The organism is Streptomyces sp. NPDC056222 (genome assembly GCF_042264065.1).
Taxonomy (GTDB): Bacteria; Actinomycetota; Actinomycetes; order Streptomycetales; family Streptomycetaceae; genus Streptomyces.
This window is the reverse complement of sequence record NZ_JBHJTL010000096.1, coordinates 1-16451: the sequence shown is the minus strand read 5'-3', so window position 1 is coordinate 16451 and position 16451 is coordinate 1. Positions and strand designations below refer to the sequence as shown.

Annotated in this window: 13 protein-coding genes; 6 read left to right on the top strand and 7 right to left on the bottom strand. The window is 70.8% G+C overall.

The window, feature by feature from the left end; translation table 11 throughout:
• Positions 1–163 precede the first annotated feature (163 nt).
• Complete coding sequence (locus ACFC0D_RS31580; RefSeq protein ID WP_376443329.1) at positions 164–2755, top strand: bifunctional FO biosynthesis protein CofGH; 2592 nt, start codon at positions 164–166, stop codon at positions 2753–2755.
• Positions 2756–2808: 53 nt separating this feature from the next.
• Here the strand turns inward: ACFC0D_RS31580 and ACFC0D_RS31575 are convergent, their stop codons facing one another.
• Positions 2809–3363, bottom strand: a complete 555-nt coding sequence (locus tag ACFC0D_RS31575; RefSeq protein WP_376443327.1) for a hypothetical protein — start codon at positions 3361–3363, stop codon at positions 2809–2811.
• A gap of 283 nt (positions 3364–3646) precedes the next feature.
• Between ACFC0D_RS31575 and ACFC0D_RS31570 the strand changes: the two genes are divergently transcribed.
• On the top strand, positions 3647–4765 hold the full coding sequence (locus ACFC0D_RS31570; RefSeq protein ID WP_376443325.1) for an ADP-ribosylglycohydrolase family protein: 1119 nt from the start codon (positions 3647–3649) through the stop codon (positions 4763–4765).
• On the opposite strand, the gene ACFC0D_RS31565 is transcribed toward ACFC0D_RS31570, so the two are convergent.
• Together ACFC0D_RS31565 and ACFC0D_RS31560 are read right to left on the bottom strand one after the other, a co-directional pair.
• On the bottom strand, positions 4750–6288 hold the full coding sequence (locus ACFC0D_RS31565; RefSeq protein WP_376443322.1) for a sodium:solute symporter family protein: 1539 nt from the start codon (positions 6286–6288) through the stop codon (positions 4750–4752). The genes ACFC0D_RS31570 and ACFC0D_RS31565 overlap by 16 nt on opposite strands.
• A 210-nt stretch (positions 6289–6498) precedes the next feature.
• Entirely contained in the window at positions 6499–7281 is a 783-nt protein-coding gene (locus tag ACFC0D_RS31560) for an SDR family oxidoreductase (RefSeq protein ID WP_376443319.1), read from the bottom strand.
• Between the two features lie 82 nt (positions 7282–7363).
• On the opposite strand from ACFC0D_RS31560, the gene ACFC0D_RS31555 reads away from it, so the two are divergent.
• Positions 7364–8185, top strand: coding sequence for a hypothetical protein (locus ACFC0D_RS31555; RefSeq protein WP_376443317.1), 822 nt, complete (start codon positions 7364–7366; stop codon positions 8183–8185).
• Positions 8186–8272: 87 nt separating this feature from the next.
• Here ACFC0D_RS31555 and ACFC0D_RS31550 read toward each other — a convergent pair whose 3' ends face one another.
• From ACFC0D_RS31550 to ACFC0D_RS31540, 3 genes are all read right to left on the bottom strand, one after another.
• Entirely contained in the window at positions 8273–8473 is a 201-nt protein-coding gene (locus ACFC0D_RS31550; RefSeq protein ID WP_137988782.1) for a DUF397 domain-containing protein, read from the bottom strand.
• A gap of 267 nt (positions 8474–8740) precedes the next feature.
• The gene (locus ACFC0D_RS31545) at positions 8741–9601 is read right to left on the bottom strand and encodes a helix-turn-helix domain-containing protein (RefSeq protein WP_376443313.1); all 861 of its coding nucleotides are present in this window, start codon (positions 9599–9601) and stop codon (positions 8741–8743) included.
• 199 nt (positions 9602–9800) lie between these two features.
• Positions 9801–10505: a GPP34 family phosphoprotein gene (locus ACFC0D_RS31540; protein ID WP_376443311.1), complete on the bottom strand. Its 705-nt coding sequence runs from the start codon at positions 10503–10505 to the stop codon at positions 9801–9803.
• A gap of 162 nt (positions 10506–10667) precedes the next feature.
• Here ACFC0D_RS31540 and ACFC0D_RS31535 point away from each other — a divergent pair, with 162 nt between their 5' ends.
• From ACFC0D_RS31535 to ACFC0D_RS31525, 3 genes are all read left to right on the top strand, one after another.
• The gene (locus tag ACFC0D_RS31535) at positions 10668–13055 is read left to right on the top strand and encodes a serine hydrolase (protein ID WP_376443309.1); all 2388 of its coding nucleotides are present in this window, start codon (positions 10668–10670) and stop codon (positions 13053–13055) included.
• A 240-nt stretch (positions 13056–13295) separates the two neighbouring features.
• Positions 13296–14984: an MFS transporter gene (locus ACFC0D_RS31530; protein WP_376443307.1), complete on the top strand. Its 1689-nt coding sequence runs from the start codon at positions 13296–13298 to the stop codon at positions 14982–14984.
• Positions 14985–15072: 88 nt separating this feature from the next.
• Entirely contained in the window at positions 15073–15855 is a 783-nt protein-coding gene (locus ACFC0D_RS31525; RefSeq protein ID WP_376443304.1) for an adhesin, read from the top strand.
• Positions 15856–15892: 37 nt separating this feature from the next.
• Here the strand turns inward: ACFC0D_RS31525 and ACFC0D_RS31520 are convergent, their stop codons facing one another.
• Positions 15893–16372, bottom strand: a complete 480-nt coding sequence (locus tag ACFC0D_RS31520; protein WP_376443378.1) for an HIT family protein — start codon at positions 16370–16372, stop codon at positions 15893–15895.
• Positions 16373–16451: the final 79 nt, after the last annotated feature.

Below are 16451 nucleotides of genomic sequence, written 5' to 3'. Positions count from 1 at the left end.
CGGAATCGCCCGATCCGAACAGTTCGTCCCATTTGGCGTTCAGTGTCACCAGCGAGCCCCCGAAGATCCCATTCCGTTTAGCGAGGGCTCATCGTAGGGCTCGCAGGTACGAGGCGGTTGAGTACGCGTACTCAACCGTAGGGGCCGCTCGTATGCTCGTTCCATGACGGATCAGCAGCCCGGGCAGACGGAACGGCCCACCGAGAACGCCATGCGCCGCGCCCTCCGCAGAGCCAGGGACGGGGTTGCGCTCGACGTGGCCGAGGCCGCCGTGCTGCTGCAGGCCCGGGGCGCCGACCTCGAGGATCTCGCCGCGTCCGCCGCGCGGGTGCGGGACGCGGGCCTCGAGGCCGCCGGGCGGGCCGGTGTCATCACGTACTCGAAGAGCGTGTTCATCCCGCTCACCCGGCTGTGCCGGGACAAATGCCACTACTGCACCTTCGTCACCGTGCCGGGCAAGCTGCGCCGGGCCGGGCACGGGATGTTCATGTCCCCCGACGAGGTCCTCGACATCGCCCGCCGCGGTGCCGAGGCGGGCTGCAAGGAAGCCCTGATCACGCTCGGCGACAAGCCCGAGGACCGCTGGCCCGAGGCGCGCGAGTGGCTCGACGCGCACGGCTACGACGACACCCTCGCGTACGTACGGGCCATGGCGATCCGCATCCTGGAGGAGACGGGACTGCTCCCGCACCTCAACCCCGGCGTGCTCTCCTGGACGGACTTCCAGCGGCTCAAGCCCGTCGCCCCGTCCATGGGCATGATGCTGGAGACGACCGCGACCCGACTGTGGTCCGAGCCCGGCGGCCCGCATCACGGCTCCCCCGACAAGGAGCCCGCCGTGCGGCTGCGGGTCCTGGAGGACGCGGGCCGGTCCTCCGTGCCGTTCACCAGTGGGCTGCTCATCGGGATCGGCGAGACGTACGAGGAGCGGGCCGAGTCCCTCTTCGCGCTCCGCCGCGTCTCCCGCGCCTACCACTCCATCCAGGAGCTGATCATCCAGAACTTCCGCGCCAAGCCGGACACGGCGATGCGCGGGATGCCGGACGCCGAACTGGACGACCTGGTCGCCACGATCGCCGTGGCGCGGCACATCATGGGCCCCTCCGCCTGCCTCCAGGCGCCGCCGAACCTGGTGGACGAGGAGTACGGACGACTGATCGGCGCCGGGATCGACGACTGGGGCGGGGTCTCCCCGCTCACCATCGACCATGTGAACCCCGAACGGCCCTGGCCGCAGATCGACGCCCTCGCCGAGAAGTCCCGCGCCGCCGGCTTCGAGCTGCGCGAACGGCTCTGCGTCTACCCGGAGTTCGTCGGCCGGGGCGAGCCCTGGCTCGACCCGCGGCTGCTGCCGCACGTCCGCGCGCTCGCCGACCCCGAGACGGGTCTCGCTAACCCGGACGCCCCGGTGCGCGGACTGCCGTGGCAGGAGCCGGACGAGGCGTTCACGGCCGCCGGCCGCACCGACCTGCACCGCACCATCGACACCACGGGCCGCACCCACGACCGCCGTGACGACTTCGACGAGGTGTACGGGGACTGGGAGGCGCTGCGCGAGGCCGCGGTCCCCGGGATGGTCCCGCAGCGCATCGACACCGACGTACGGGAAGCCCTCGCGGTCGCCGCCGACGACCCCACCCGGCTCACCGACGACCAGGCCCTCGCGCTGCTGCACGCGGACGGCCCGGCGCTCGACGCGCTCACCCGCATCGCGGACGACGTCCGCCGCGCGGTGTCCGGCGACGACGTCACGTACATCGTCACGCGGAACATCAACTTCACCAACGTCTGTTACACCGGCTGCCGCTTCTGCGCCTTCGCACAGCGGCGCACCGACGCCGACGCGTACACCCTGTCGCTCGAGCAGGTCGCCGACCGTGCCCAACAGGCGTGGGACGTCGGCGCGGTCGAGGTGTGCATGCAGGGCGGCATCCACCCGGACCTGCCCGGCACCGCGTACTTCGACATCGCGCGGGCGGTGAAGGAACGCGTGCCCGGCATGCACGTCCACGCCTTCTCGCCGATGGAGGTCGTCAACGGCGCGACCCGGACCGGGCTCTCGATCCGCGAGTGGCTGACGGCGGCGAAGGAGGCCGGGCTCGACTCGATCCCCGGCACGGCCGCCGAGATCCTCGACGACGAGGTCCGCTGGGTCCTCACCAAGGGCAAGCTGCCGACGGCCACCTGGATCGAGGTGATCACCACCGCCCACGAGCTGGGCATCCGTTCCTCGTCCACGATGATGTACGGGCACGTGGACCAGCCCCGGCACTGGCTCGGTCACTTCCGCACGCTGTCCCGGATCCAGCAGGAGACCGGTGGTTTCACGGAGTTCGTGACGCTCCCCTTCATCCACACCAACGCCCCGGTCTACCTCGCGGGCATCGCCCGCCCCGGCCCGACCGTCCGCGACAACCGCGCGGTCACGGCGATGGCCCGGCTGCTGCTCCACCCGCACATCCCCAACATCCAGACCAGCTGGGTGAAGCTGGGCGCGGACGGCGCCGCCGAGATGCTCCGCTCGGGCGCCAACGACCTTGGCGGCACGCTGATGGAGGAGACCATCTCCCGCATGGCGGGCTCCAGTTACGGCTCGTACCGCTCGATCCGCGACCTCGTCGCCATCGCGGAGGCGGCGGGCAGGCCGTCCCGCCCGCGTACGACGCTGTACGGCGAGGTGACGGAGGAACGTGTCCGCACGGCCCAGGCCTCGGACGGCCATCTGCCGGAGCTGCTGCCGGTGCTGGGGGACTAGGGGGATGTCTTGCCGATCAGGCCGGGCTCGCGGCGTGATCGGCAAGACACCCCCTAGCGACGGTCGCGCAGCGTGTAGCCGCCCTCGATCACGCGGGCGTCGGCGGCCGGTGCCATGCACTTCGTGAGGAGCGGCTCGCCCTTCAACGTGGCCCCGGAGAGCCCGATGCGTGCCTCGCCACCCTTCTCCGGGACGTAGAAGCTCACGCCCATGCGGGTGTTCGGCTCCAGCACCTTCCCCCAGATGTGGCCGGGGCTGGTGCGGACCAGGCGGCCCGTCACCGTGGCGGTGGGGCCGCCGGTGCTGAGGCAGTCGACCTTGAACTCGCCCCAGTGGACGATCCCGTCGATTTCGTGAGAGATGCGGAAGGTGCCCCAGGAACGGGTGGGGAGGCCGGCGGGGCCGAAAGCCGCATGGGCGTTCACGCTGACCCGGACCGCCTCGTCGGCTTCGGCATAGGCCATCCGCGCGTCGCCCTCGAGGGACGAACGGAGGGGTGCGTTCACCGGCGCCGGTTCGGCGGGGGCGGGCGCCGCGACGGCGATGGGTGCGGCGACGGCGGCGACCAGCGCGAGCAGGGCGGCGGCCCGCAGGGAGTACTTCGGCACGATGGGGCTCCGATCGAGGAGTACGGCACGTTCCGTCGAGCATCGCCGCCTCCCGTGTCGCCGGACGTCAGCCGAGGGGAGGGTCCGCCTCCGCCGCGTGGGGGAGAGGGCTGCACGGGAACGCCGGCGCGGGCGGATCGGCGCCGCGAGCTCGGGTGAACTGTGATCAAACCCGGCCCGAAGGGCGTCCGATCACATAACGTTCCGCACCGCGAACGCGCGAACCCGGTCGATTACAGTGCTGCGAGATCTGTGCGCCGAGGGTTTCCGGGGGAGGTATGTCGTGACCACGAGCGCTGCGGCCGTGTGGGGCCGCGCCGAACAGCAGGACTTCCGGGCCCGGGTCCGCGGCTGTCTCCTCGGCGGGGCCGTGGGCGACGCCTTCGGCGCGGGTGTCGCGACGCTCTCCCTGGACGGGATCCGGGGAATCCACGGCGCCGAGGGTCTCACCGAGCCGGTCTCCACGTACGGCAGACGCGGCGCGGTCACCGCCGCCAGCCAGATGACCCTCTTCACCGTCGACGGGCTGATACGCGCCCAGGTCCGCCGCGACACCGGCGCCTGGCACCCGCCCACCGACGTCCACCGCGCCCATCTGCGCTGGGCGGCCACCCAGCGCGACTGGGGCCCCGACGAGCGGCGTACGGACCTGGGGTGGCTGGCCCGGGAGGAGTGGCTCTACGCCCGCCGCGACCCCTCGCGCGCCTGCCTCACCGGTCTGGGCGACGACGTCCTCGGCACTCTCGACAAGCCCAAGAACCCTGACGCGACCGACTCCGGGGCCCTGGTCCGCTCGGCGCCCTTCGGGCTGCTCGTCGGCTGGGAGCCGCAGCTGGTGTGCCAGCTGGCCGTGGAGTGCGCGGCGCAGACGCACGGCGACCCCGCCGCGTATCTGGCGGCCGGTGCGCTCGCCGTCGTCGTGCACGGGCTCGCGCGCGGCGAGAGCGTGGACGGCTCGGTGCAGCGGGCGCTGGCCCAGCTCACCCCGCGCCCCGGCCACGAGCCCGTCACCGCGGCGCTCCAGCAGGCCCTGGGAGCCGTACGCCAGGGGATGCCGAACGCGGGCCGGGTCACCGATCTCGGCGCGGACGAGGACCGGGCGGAGTGCCAGCTCGCCGCCGCCGTCTACTGCGCCCTCGTCGGCGAGGACATCCGCCACGGTCTGCGGCTCGCGGTCAACCACGACGGCCCCTCCGCCGTGACCGGGGCCGTCACCGGCGCGCTGCTCGGCGCCCTGCACGGCGAGACGGCCCTCCCGCCGGCCTGGCTGGCCGAACTGGAGGGCCGTTCCACGATCCTCGAGCTCGCGGACGACTTCGCGATGGAGATGACGCAGGGCGCCGCCCTGCACAGCCCCTCGGAGTCGCACCCGGGCTGGCTGGCCCGCTACCCGAGGGGCTGACCGGCGCGGTCGCCCGCGGCCTGCGGGGGTACGGCGGCGCCCCCGTCGTCGGAGTGGATCCGGTCCAGGACCGCGTCCCGCTCCGGGGTGTCCTCCGGCCTGACGAAGCCGATCAGGACGTAGAGGACGAGGGAGGTGGCGAGCGGCGAGACGATCTGGATCTGCAGCTCGATGCCGTCCAGTCCGTAGTTGGTCAGCCAGAAGGCGAAGAGGCCCGCCGCCCAGGAGACGAGTGCGGCCGTCGGGCCGGACTTCCGGAAGGTCTTCAGCAGGCCCAGCATGAACGGGATCGCGATCGGTCCCATCAGTCCGGCCACCCACTTGATGACGACGGTGATGATGTCCTTGAAGGCCGGGGAGTTGACCTGGGTGGCGACCGCCATCGAGAGGCCGAGGAAGGCGATCGTCGACCAGCGCGCCGCGATCAGTCCGGCGTGCTGCGTCCAGCTGCGGGCCGCCTTGCTCATGGCGGGGGCGATGTCACGGGTGAAGACGGCCGCGATGGCGTTGGCGTCGGAGGAGCACATGGCCATGGTGTGCGAGAAGAAGCCGACGATGACCAGGCCGAGAAGTCCGTGCGGCAGCAGCTGTTCGGTCATCAGGGCGTAACTGTCGGAGGCGTCGGGCTTCTTCGGGTCGACGAGCAGCGGCGCGACCCACATGGGGAAGAAGAGGACCAGCGGCCAGACGAACCACAGCACCGCGGAGAGCCGGCCCGAGCGGGTGGCCTCGCGGGCGCTGGGGGTGGCCATGTAGCGCTGGGCCTGGTTCCACATGCCGCCGCTGTACTCGAAGGTCTTGATGAAGAGATACGCGAGCAGGAACGTCATCGTGTACGGGCCGGCGGTCGGCGCGGTGTGGCCCTGGAGCTCGGGCCTGTCCCACACGGTCCACAGGGCGCTGAAGCCGCCCAGCTTCGCCATGACGGCGACGAGCATCGCGATGCCGGCGAAGAACTGGATGATGAACTGCCCGAGTTCGGTGAGCGCGTCGGCCCACAGACCGCCGACGGTGCAGTAGATACCGGTGATGACGCCGGTGATGAGGATGCCCTGGTTGAGGGAGATCCCGGTGAAGACGGAGAGCAGGGTGGCGATCGCCGCCCACTTCGCACCCACGTCGACGATCTTCAGCAGCACCCCGGACCAGGCGAGGGCCTGCTGGGTGGGGAGGTTGTACCGGTTCTTCAGGTACTCCAGCGGCGAGGCGACATGGAGCCGCGAGCGCAGCCGGTTGAGGCGGGGCGCGAAGAGGTGGGCGCCGATGGCGATACCGATCGCGATGGGGAAGGACCAGGTGACATAGGACGTGACACCGTACGTGTACGCGATGCCGGCGTATCCGGTGAACATCACCGCGCTGTAGCCGGACATGTGGTGGGAGATGCCGGAGAGCCACCAGGGCATCTTCCCGCCGGCGGTGAAGAAGTCGGAGACGTTGTCCACGCGCTTGTGGGACCAGACGCCGATCGCGACCATCACGCCGAAGTAGCCGATGAGCACGGCCCAGTCGAGACTGTTCATTGAGCCCCCTCCAGGGGTCCGGTCCGCCTTGTGAACGCCGTTCATGGTGTGGTGAGTTGACGGGCCAGGACAACGCGGTGGAGGGTCAAGAGCAAGTAAAATCGTTCTTCTTGTTGACCTGTGTTCATATCTCTGAATACAGATGAGGGCAAAAAGGGCCGCACGGTACGCCGTCGCGTACCGTGCGGCCCGGTCTCCGCCTCCGGGGTGCTACCGCATCAGCTCTCCCGCGTTGACGAGCAGCGACTGCCCGGTGATCGCCCGCGCCCGGTCCGAGACCAGGAACGCCGCAGCCTCCGCCACGTCCTCGTCCGTCGCCAGCTCGGGCAGCGCCATCCGCTCCGTGAGCCGCGCCAGCACCTCGTCCTCGGCCACCCCCTCCGTATGCGCGGTGAACTGGACGTACGCCTGGACCGGCGGCCCCCACATCCACCCCGGCAGCACGGTGTTGACCCGTATCCGGTGCGGCCCCAGCTCCCGCGCCATCGAGTACATCGCCGAGGTCAACGCCCCCTTCGAGGCCGCGTACGCCGCCTGCCGCACCTGCGAGGGCGCGGCCACGGCCGACTGCGTACCGATCAGGACCACCGAACCTCCCCGCTCCTTCAGCGCCGGCAGGCAGGCCCGGGTCATCCGCAGCGTGCCGAGCAGATTGACGTCCAGGACCCCCTGCCAGGTGGCGAAGTCCGCGTCCTCGATCCCGCCGAAGTAGCTGTCCCAGGCGGCGACATGGACCACCGCGTCGATCGCGCCGAACCGCTCCAGCGCCAGCGCGGCGAGAGCCTCGCACTGCGCCTCGTCGGTGATGTCGGTGGCCCGGTGGGCGGTCCGCCGCCCGCCGGGGTCGATCTCCGCCGCCGACTTGGCGAGGTTCGCCTCGGTGCGCGCGCCGAGGACCGCGTTCCCGCCGTCCCGCACCACGGTTTCGGCGATCCGGTGGCCGAGTCCGGCACCGACACCCGACACGACCACGGTCTTTCCCTGAAGCAGCATCCGGGTGCCTCCCGACTCTGGCCATCGATCTGACGACCCGTCAGAGTAGGAGCCTTCGAAGGACAAGGGAAGGGGTACGGGCATGAGTGACGAGACGTACGCGGAGCTGGCGGCGGTCGGGCCGTACGGGGTCGACCCCGGCCACGCACTGATCACGATGGTCGAACCGCACCCGGGCCACGAGTACGCCTACAACCGCTGGTACGAGGACGACCACTACTACGCGGGCGCGATGGCGATGCCCTGGATGTTCGCCGGCCGCCGCTGGGTCGCCACCCGCGACCTCCAGGAACTGCGCACCCCGGAGAAGTCGGCGGTCGCCCAGCCCGTCACGGCCGGCTGCTATCTCTCCACGTACTGGGTCACCGAGGGCCGCTACGACGAGCACATGAAGTGGACCGTCGCCATCAACAAGCGGCTCAACCGCGACGCCCGCGTCTACCGCGACCGTACGCACGTCTTCACGAGCTTCCAGGACCACGAGGCCACCGTGTACCGCGACGGGGCGGCCGGACCACGGGACTTCCACGCCCTCGACCACCCCTACGCCGGCCTGGTCCTCCAGGTCATCGACGCCGAGGGGCCGGAGCAGCGGGCCGAGCTGCTCGAACGGCTGCGGTCGAGCGAGCTCCCGAAGCGTCTCGCCGGATCACCGGCCGCGATGGTCACCGTCTTCCGGCCGACGCCGCTGCCCGGGGACCGTATGACGTACGTGAAGCAGGTCGAGGGGGTCGACACCCGGCTGACCCTGCTGTGGTTCCTGGAGCGAGACCCGCGCGCCTGCTGGGCGGAGCACTTCGCCGATCTGGACACGGTCGGCGGCGAGTGGGGGCGGGTCGAACTGGTCGCGCCGTTCATTCCGACGGTGCCGGGCACGGACCAGTACGTGGACCGACTCCGCTGAGGACATGGCCGAGCCCCCTCGGCCAGGACGGCGGACCGGTCGAGAGGGCTCTTTCCGTACGGCATGTGGTGCTTTGAACACGCGGGCTCAGAGCGCCCCGTTGCTCACTTCACCGACGAAGGCGTTCCACGAGGCCGAGCCGAAAGCGATGGACGGACCCTCGGGGGCCTTGGAGTCCCGGACCGCGATCGCGGCCACGACGGGAGACTTGACTTCGACGCAGGCCCCGTTCCCGCCGGAATACGAGGACTTCGTCCAGGTGTCCGTAGCGCCCTGAATAATCGCCATGTTCTTCACTCCGGTTCTGCCAGTAGGTCTCGCGCCAACTCATGCTGGCGTGATCGACGCTACTGGTCGGCCCCGCCGCGTGGGGGCGACGTTCACCCGACCGGATGGCATATTCCAACTGGGCTTCCGTTGGCGCGAGTCCGGGGTGTACCGTACGGCCCTCTTCGGCGGCGGCCCCGGTCGAATGGCTGCTTTCACGGCCGAATCGGAGAATTCGGAAGGGCCGCCGCTTTCCACTCTCAACCGGCGGCTCTCACCCAGCCGTTCTCACCCGGCGGCGTAGCTCTTCGCAATGTCCGAAATGAACTCCCGGGTCTGCTCCACATTCAGGGCCTGTGCCCGCAGGTGCTCGTACATCACGCTGTACTTCGCGACATCCTGGGCCTTCTCCAGATAGAGGTCGCTCGTCACGCCCTCGATGTAGACGACGCTGGAGTCGGACGTGTCCGGGAATTCCAGGATCGCGTAATGTCCGCTGATGCCCGGATGCGCGCCCATCTCGAACGGCAGCACCTGCACCGTCACATGCGGCAGCTGCGACTGCTCCACGAGATGCTCCAACTGCTGGATCATCAGCTGCTTGTTGCCGACCACCCGGCGCAGCGCGCCCTCGTCGATGACCGCCCACAGTCGCAGCGGTCGCTCCCCGTCCTTGATCCGGTCCTGGCGCCGGGTGCGAACGGTGACCCGTTTGTCGATGTCGGTCGGGTTCGACTCCGGCAGAGCGCCGCTGATCACGGCCTCCGCGTAGCCATGGGTCTGCAGCAGGCCCGGGATGATCTGGGGCTCGTACACCCGCAGGCTCTCGGCGTCCGTCTCCAGGCCGATGTAGACGCTGTACGGGATGTCGCCGAAGGCGTGCCACCAGCCCTGCTGGCGCGAGTCCTTGGCCATCTGCATCAGCGACTCGACGACCCGCTCGTCCTCGACCTCGTACACCCCGCAGAGGTCGCGGACATCGCGCTGGCTGATGGAGCGACGGCCGTTCTCGAGGCGGCTGATCTTCGACTGGGAGACGAGGAGACGCTCGGCGACCTGCTCGGCCGTCATGTTCTTCGCTTCCCGGAGCCGGCGCAGCTCCTGGCCCAATCGGCGTCGCCTGACGGTGGGGTTGACGTTGGACGCCACGGAAACTGCACCTCCGGCTGTCGGCTGCGTAGCTGTGAGTATCTACTGCTTGGCAGACTGCCACCAAAGGTGTGGTGTGCGCTGGGAAATGACGACAACGCAGGGGCGACGCGGAAACGCACGTGTGCGGCTCCCGGAATGGATCCGGTCGATCAGGTGGATCCGGTGGAACTCGTGGATCCGGTCGAGCTCGTGGAACTCAGTGCACGGCGGCGCGCGCCATGCTCCCGCGGCGCGGCTGCTGTGGAACGCCGCCCGGGGCACTGCGGCGCGGCTGTGCGGCCACACCGTTCTGGACGTCCATCACGGCGTGCGCCACGAGTCCGCCCATGGGGTCGTGTCGGATCAGGTCGCGCAGCCGGGACCGCGACGACCGTCCTTCGTTCCCCGGGTACAGGTGCTTGCCGAGACCGACCGCGTGGGCCAGTGCCGCAAGCGCCGCGGTCCGCGGGTCCGGCGGTACGCCGGTGCGGATCGCACTGTCCAGCCGGGCCCTGATGTCCCGGCTGATCGCCGTCTCCGTCGCCTGGTAGCGAGTCGTCGGCAAAACCCCGCACATCTGGCCCTCCACGGCATGGACCATGCCGCAGCGCTCCAGGTGAGCGAGATAGATCTGGCGCAGCCCCAGTCGGGGCCCGCCGATCCAGTGGACCGCCCGAACCGGACTGCCACGCCTGCGCAGCAGCTCCAGTGCGGAGTCCAGAGTCGGATCTCCGGTCGGCCGTGGCATCACCACGGCGATACGATCCCCGTCAGGGGCTATCCGTCCTGCCAGAGCCAGCTCCACTAGCTGTGCTCCGGCGAGGCCGAGGTCGAGCGACTGCGGCTGCGCTGTGGTACCCGTGGCCGGGTCCAGAGCGAGCAGCAGAAGCTCCTCCGGAATTGTTCTGCGGCTCCTGCCCATCCATGCCTCCCCGCGTGGATGAGTCACAGGGTGACCCCTCTCACATTCATCTGTCGAGAGCGCCTGGGTGCTTCGTACGGGAACCAGTAGGTATGTCGTTCTCGTCTAGCACGGGGGCCAACGGGTTCACACAGGACACTGGTACACGGTTCGGACGTACGCATGACGCATGGAGGAGGCACGGTGGCGGGCGAGTCCCCCGACAAGGCGGAGCAGCAGGAGTCTTCGCAGGAGGCTTCTGCGGGTGGCGGCGGCAGGGATCCGCGGCTGTCCGTGTTCCGTGAGTCTTCGTCCTCGTCGACGGGGTCCACGGGTTCGACGGCGGGTGCCGCGACGGCGTCGCCGGTCCAGGTCGACCAGCCGACGGCCGTCTTCAAGACCCCGGCGCCGCGCACCTCGGAGGACGACGCTCCGTCCGAGGGCGCTGTGTCCGAGGGTGCCGTGTCCGAGGAGGCCGTGTCCGAGGACGCGACGGCTCAGGACGAGGCGCCCCAGGACGACGCGCCTCAGGAGGCCGCCGAGGGCGACCGTCTGCGGGCGGCGGTGGCGGCGTGGGTCGCCTCCGGCGACGGGGAGGGCGAGGCCGACGGAGAGCCTGTCGGCGAGGCGGCCGACGAGGCGGCTGACGGCGAGGACGAGGCGGAGGCGGAGGGCGACACCGCCGCCGAGGTCGATGTCGAGGCCGAGGTCGAGACGGACGTAGCGGACGAGGCCGACGACACCGACGCCGACGACGCGCCCGCGGGCGGCGACGAGCCGGCCGCGGAGGTCGCGGAGGGCGACGCGGACACCGACGCCGACATCGACGCCGACCGTGAGGCCGAGAAGGCGCGAGACTCCTGGTTCGCCGCGCGCAAGCCTGCCGAGGACGAGCCCCAGGCGGACGTCGAGCCCGAGGACGAGCCCGCCGCCGAGCCCGAGCCGCTCGACGAGCCCGAAGCGGCCCCCGAGGCCGCCGACGAGCCCGAGGCCGACGAGTCTCCCGTCGACCAGCCCACCACCATGTTCAGGGCCGTACGGCCGCCCGTCGTGGACCAGCCGACGACCGCGCTGAAGCTCCCGCCGCTCCCGGAGCCCCCCGAGCCCCCGAAGCCCGCCGCCGAGCGCCCGAGCACGTTCGTACCGCTCCGCGCCGATGCCGCCACTTCCAAGGCCCCTGAGGCCAAGGCCCCGCAAGCCGAGGTGCCCGGGGCGAGGACCCCCGTGTCCCCGCCCCCGCCGTCGCTCACCGAGGCCGAGCGGACCAGGCAGCAGCCCATGCCGCCGCTGCCCCCGCTCGACCTGCTCGCGGAGCTCACGAACACCCCGCCCCCGCCGCAGACCCCCCTGCGCACCACCATGCGGCGCGTCCGGATCTGGACCCCGCTGGTCATTCTTCTTCTGATCATCTTTGCAGTCGTACAGTTCGTCCGGCCGCTCCCGCCCGCCACCCTGAAGCTCACCGCCTCGCCCACCTTCACCTTCGAGGGCGGCGAGCTGAACATGCCGTGGCCCACCGAGGGACAGGGCGCGGCCGAGGTCGAGGGCGTCGGTTCGCTCGGTACGTACGGTGCCCAGAAGCCCGCCCCGCTCGCGAGCGTGGCGAAGACGATGACGGCGTACGTGATCCTCCGTGACCACCCCATCAAGGGGAAGGATGTCGGCCCCGAGATCGAGATCGACAAGAAGGCCGCGGACGAGGCCGGCGCCGAGTTCGAGTCGACGGCGGCGGTCAAGGAGGGCCAGACGTACACGGAGAAGGAGCTGCTCCAGCTCCTCATGATTCCGTCCGCGAACAACGTGGCCCGGAGGCTCGCCCGCTGGGACGCCGGTTCGGAGGCCGCGTTCGTCGAGAAGATGAACGCCGCCGCGAAGGACCTCGGCATGACGGACTCCGTCTACACCGACCCGTCGGGCCTGGAGTCCACCACCGTCTCCACCCCGCAGGACCAGCTGAAGCTGGCGAAGGCGGTCATGCAGTACGACGTGTTCCGGGAGATCGTGAACATGCCGAACCTCACCGTCGACGGCATCCCCGGTCGGATCGAGAACAACAACAACATCGTGCTGGAGCAGGGTGTCAGCGGTATCAAGACCGGCTCCTCGACGCCTGCCGGCGGCAACCTGCTCTGGGCCGCGAACACCGTCATCGACGGCAAGCAGCGCCGGATCCTCGGCATCGTCATGGGGGCGAAGGACGCCAAGCTGCTGCACGAGAAGCTCCAGCTGTCGATCGACTACAGCCTCAAGCTGATCCAGGCCGCGCAGAAGGACGTCACCTCCGCCGCCGTGGTCCGCAAGGGCCAGGTCGTCGGCCACATCGACGACGGTCTCGGCGGGACGACCCCGGTGATCGCGACCAAGGAGCTCAAGGCGATCGGCTGGCCGGGCCTGAAGGTGAACCTGGAGCTCACCGACGACGGCAAGGGCGTGCCGCACACGGGCAAGGCGGGCGACGTCGTCGGCCAGGTGTCGATCGGCACCGGCACCGGCAAGGTCAGCGCACCGGTCGCCCTCCAGTCCGACCTGGTGGAACCGGGCTTCGACAAGAAGCTGACCCGTCTGGGCTGACTCGACTGGGCACCCCGGTTCTGCGGGGTGCCCAGCTGTTAGCGTTCCGGACATCGAGACATGCGCGAGAGGCAGCACGGGAGAGGGCCGCGAGTGACCACCGCCGAGCCGACACGCGCAGACGAGGGTGCGCGGCTGCCAGCCCCGTCACCCTCGCGAATAAACCTCCCGGGGCCCCGGCCGCCCGCCGAGACGACACCCCGTCCCAGGCCGCTGCGGCGCAAGCGGCGCTACCCCGTCATGATCGCGACGGGCGTGGCCGCACTCGCCCACATCCTCTGGTTCTTCCTGTTCGCGAACAGCGGCGGCGACCTCGCGGCGCAGGACGCGTGGGCCGAGTTCGTGGGCCGCCACCCGGACTCCGCCTACAACCTCGCCTGGTACGGCGGGATGCACCCCGTCTCGTACAGCGTGATCTCTCCGTACGTGATGTCGGTGCTCGGCGTCCGTACGACGATGATGATCGCCGGCACGGTCTCGGCCGGTCTCACGGCGCTGATCCTGGTGCGGGTGCGGGCGGTCCGCAATCCGCTGGCGTGCTCGCTGGCCGGAGTCTTCGCGTTCCTGTGCAACGCCCTGTCGGGGCGGGTGACGTTCGGGCTCGGCATGATGTTCGCGCTCGGCGCGGTCGCCGCCGTGTTCTGCTGGCCGTACCGATGGCGCCACCGACGCTGGGCGAAGGCGGCGGTCGCCGCCCCCCTCGCCGGTCTCGCTACCGCGTGCAGCCCGGTCGCCGGCCTCTTCCTCGGGGTCGCGGCGGCCGCGCTCTTCCTGAACAAGCGGCGCCCGGGCGCGTACGCCCTCGGCCTCGCGCCGGTGCTGGTCGTCGCGCTGTCGTCCTGGCTGTTCCCCTTCTCCGGCACGCAGCCGATGTCGCTGGCCTCGACGTCACTGCCGTTCCTCTTCGGCGTCCTCGTCCTCGTTCTCGTACCGAGCGAATGGCGCACCGTGCGTACGGGCGCGGCGGTCTACTCGGCGGGCACGCTCCTCACCTGGCTGATCGACTCCCAGATCGGCTCGAACGTCTCCCGCCTGGTGATGCTCTTCGCGGGAGTGGTGCTGCTGGCCGCCCTCCCGTACACGGTGCCGCGCTCGCGCCGCTGGTACGCGGTGGTGCTCGCCTTCGTCGGCCTGAACGTCTGGATCGGTTTCAAGGGCGTCGACGACGTCATCCGTACCGCCCCGGACGCGTCCTGGGCGCGTGAGGTGGCACCACTGATCAACCAGCTGCAGGTCCGCGGGGCGGAGAAGGCGCGGGTGGAGGTCGTGCCGGCCTCCAGCCACCGCGAGTCGTCCGCCCTCACCCCGTACATCAATCTCGCGCGGGGCTGGAACCGGCAGGCGGACATGGAGCGCAATCCGCTCTTCTACGACGACACCCTGAACGCGACGAACTACCAGGACTGGCTCGACCGCTGGGCCGTGCACTACGTGGTCCTGCCGACCGGGGCGCCGGACTCGGGCGCGGAGCGGGAGGCGGAGCTCGTCGCGGACGGCCTGCCGTATCTGAAGCAGGTCTGGTCCGACGCGAACTGGCGGCTGTACGAGGTCGACGACCCCGCGCCGCTGGCGGACCCGCCGGCCAAGGTACGGCGGGCGGGCGCGAACGAGGTCGTCATCGAGGTCGACAGCCCGGGCCGGGTGCTGATCCGGGTGCCGTACTCGCCGTGGCTGGCGCTCCTCGACGAGAACGGCGGCAAGATCGAGCCGCCGGAGGAGACGGAGGCGTCGAAGGCGGCGCGCGAGGCGTCGCCGACGGAGCTGCCGAAGGTCTTCCTGAACGAGTACGGCTGCCTGCTCAAGACGGAGGCGGACGTCGAGGGCGACGAGTGGACGGAGCTGGTGGCGCCGAAGGCGGGCGTGTACCGGCTGGCGGCGCCGTACAAGTTCTTCCCACGGGGCACTGCATGCCCGGAGGAACTCCGCTGAGTCGGCCTTAGGGTGTGCCGCTATGGCATGCGAAAAGTGCGGCGGTGTGGGCAGGGGCCCGCTGCCGGGAATGGGCTGCCGGCAGTGCGTGGGCGCAGGTATCGGGATCAGGCGGCGCCGGCCCGGCCGCGTGGTGGCGCTGGCGGCCGTCGTGGCGGCGGGCTGCCTGGCGGTGGTCGTGTCGCTGGCCGGGGCGGACGACCCGCCTCCGGCCGCGGCGGAGGGGGATCCGCCGATACGGACGGTTCCGACGAGAAACGGTCCGACGGAGTTCCCGGGCGCACCGGCCCCGAGCGAGTCGTCTCCGAGCAGTGAGCCCCCGACCACGACGGCGCCTCCCCCATCTTCCTCCTCCCACCCCTCCCCGCCCCACTACGAGGTGTGGGCGGGCCCGGGGTGTACGGGCGGCGGCTATACGGAGTCGGGCCGGTACGCGGACGGCTTCGAGGGCTGGTACACGGTCCGGACGGGCGGCTTCCGGGGCGGGGGCTGCGACGGCCGCTTCTCGGCGCTCCCGATGTCGGGCAGCGCGACGAGGGACCACGACAACTCGGCCACGTGGACGTGGGAGGTGGGTCCCGCCTACCGCACGTGCGACCTCGCGGTCCACGTCCCGATCCCACCCCGCCCGCAGGACGCGGCCGGCGACCCGTCGGTGTACCAACTCCTGGCGCACGGCACCCCGTACGCCACGTTCACCGTCGACCAGGTCGACAACCCGGGCTCCCTCGTCCCCACGGGCCACCACCCCCTGCGCACCCCCACCTTCACGGTCCGCCTCGTCGACCGGGGCCAGGACTGGGGCGGCCCGCCCACCCGGGACCAGGCCCACCACGCGGCGGGCCAGATGCGCCTGACGTGCCAGGCATAGGGGTGTGCCGGGGCGCGGTGTGCGTTCCGGGTCGAGGTCAGCGCGCCGAGCGCAGCCGGTCCAGCTCGTCCCCGATCGCTGCACGCAGCGCGTCGTGCCGCGGCCCGAGCGCGTACCGTGCGTCGCTCCACCGGTCGCGGGGGTAGAGCCACACGGGCATCCGCACCAGGTCGTCCGGCTCCCACTCGAACCGCGGCCAGACGTGCGCGTGCAGAAAGCCGTCAGTGTTCCCCAGGATCTCCAGATTGACCCGCCGAAAGTCGCTGTCGCTCCGCCGGCAAGCCCGCTCGACCGCCTCTCCGAGCCGATCCATGTCGGACAGGAAGGCCAGTCGCTCGAGCTTCGGGAGATCGGACAGCCGCTCCACCGAGGGATCGTCCACCAACAGCACCGAGTACCCCGGCAGAAACTGCACATCCCCGATCACCGCGAACCCGGCGTCCAGGCGCCGCATCACGGCCGGGTTCTCCCCTCGCAGCGCACTGCCGATCCGATCCGTCCGCCAGTCGTGATTCACCATGCCGGGAGCCTAGGCACGTACGTCCGCATCCCGCTCCGCGCGCGCAACAGGAGTGCCGCCGGCCACGGGCCGGCGG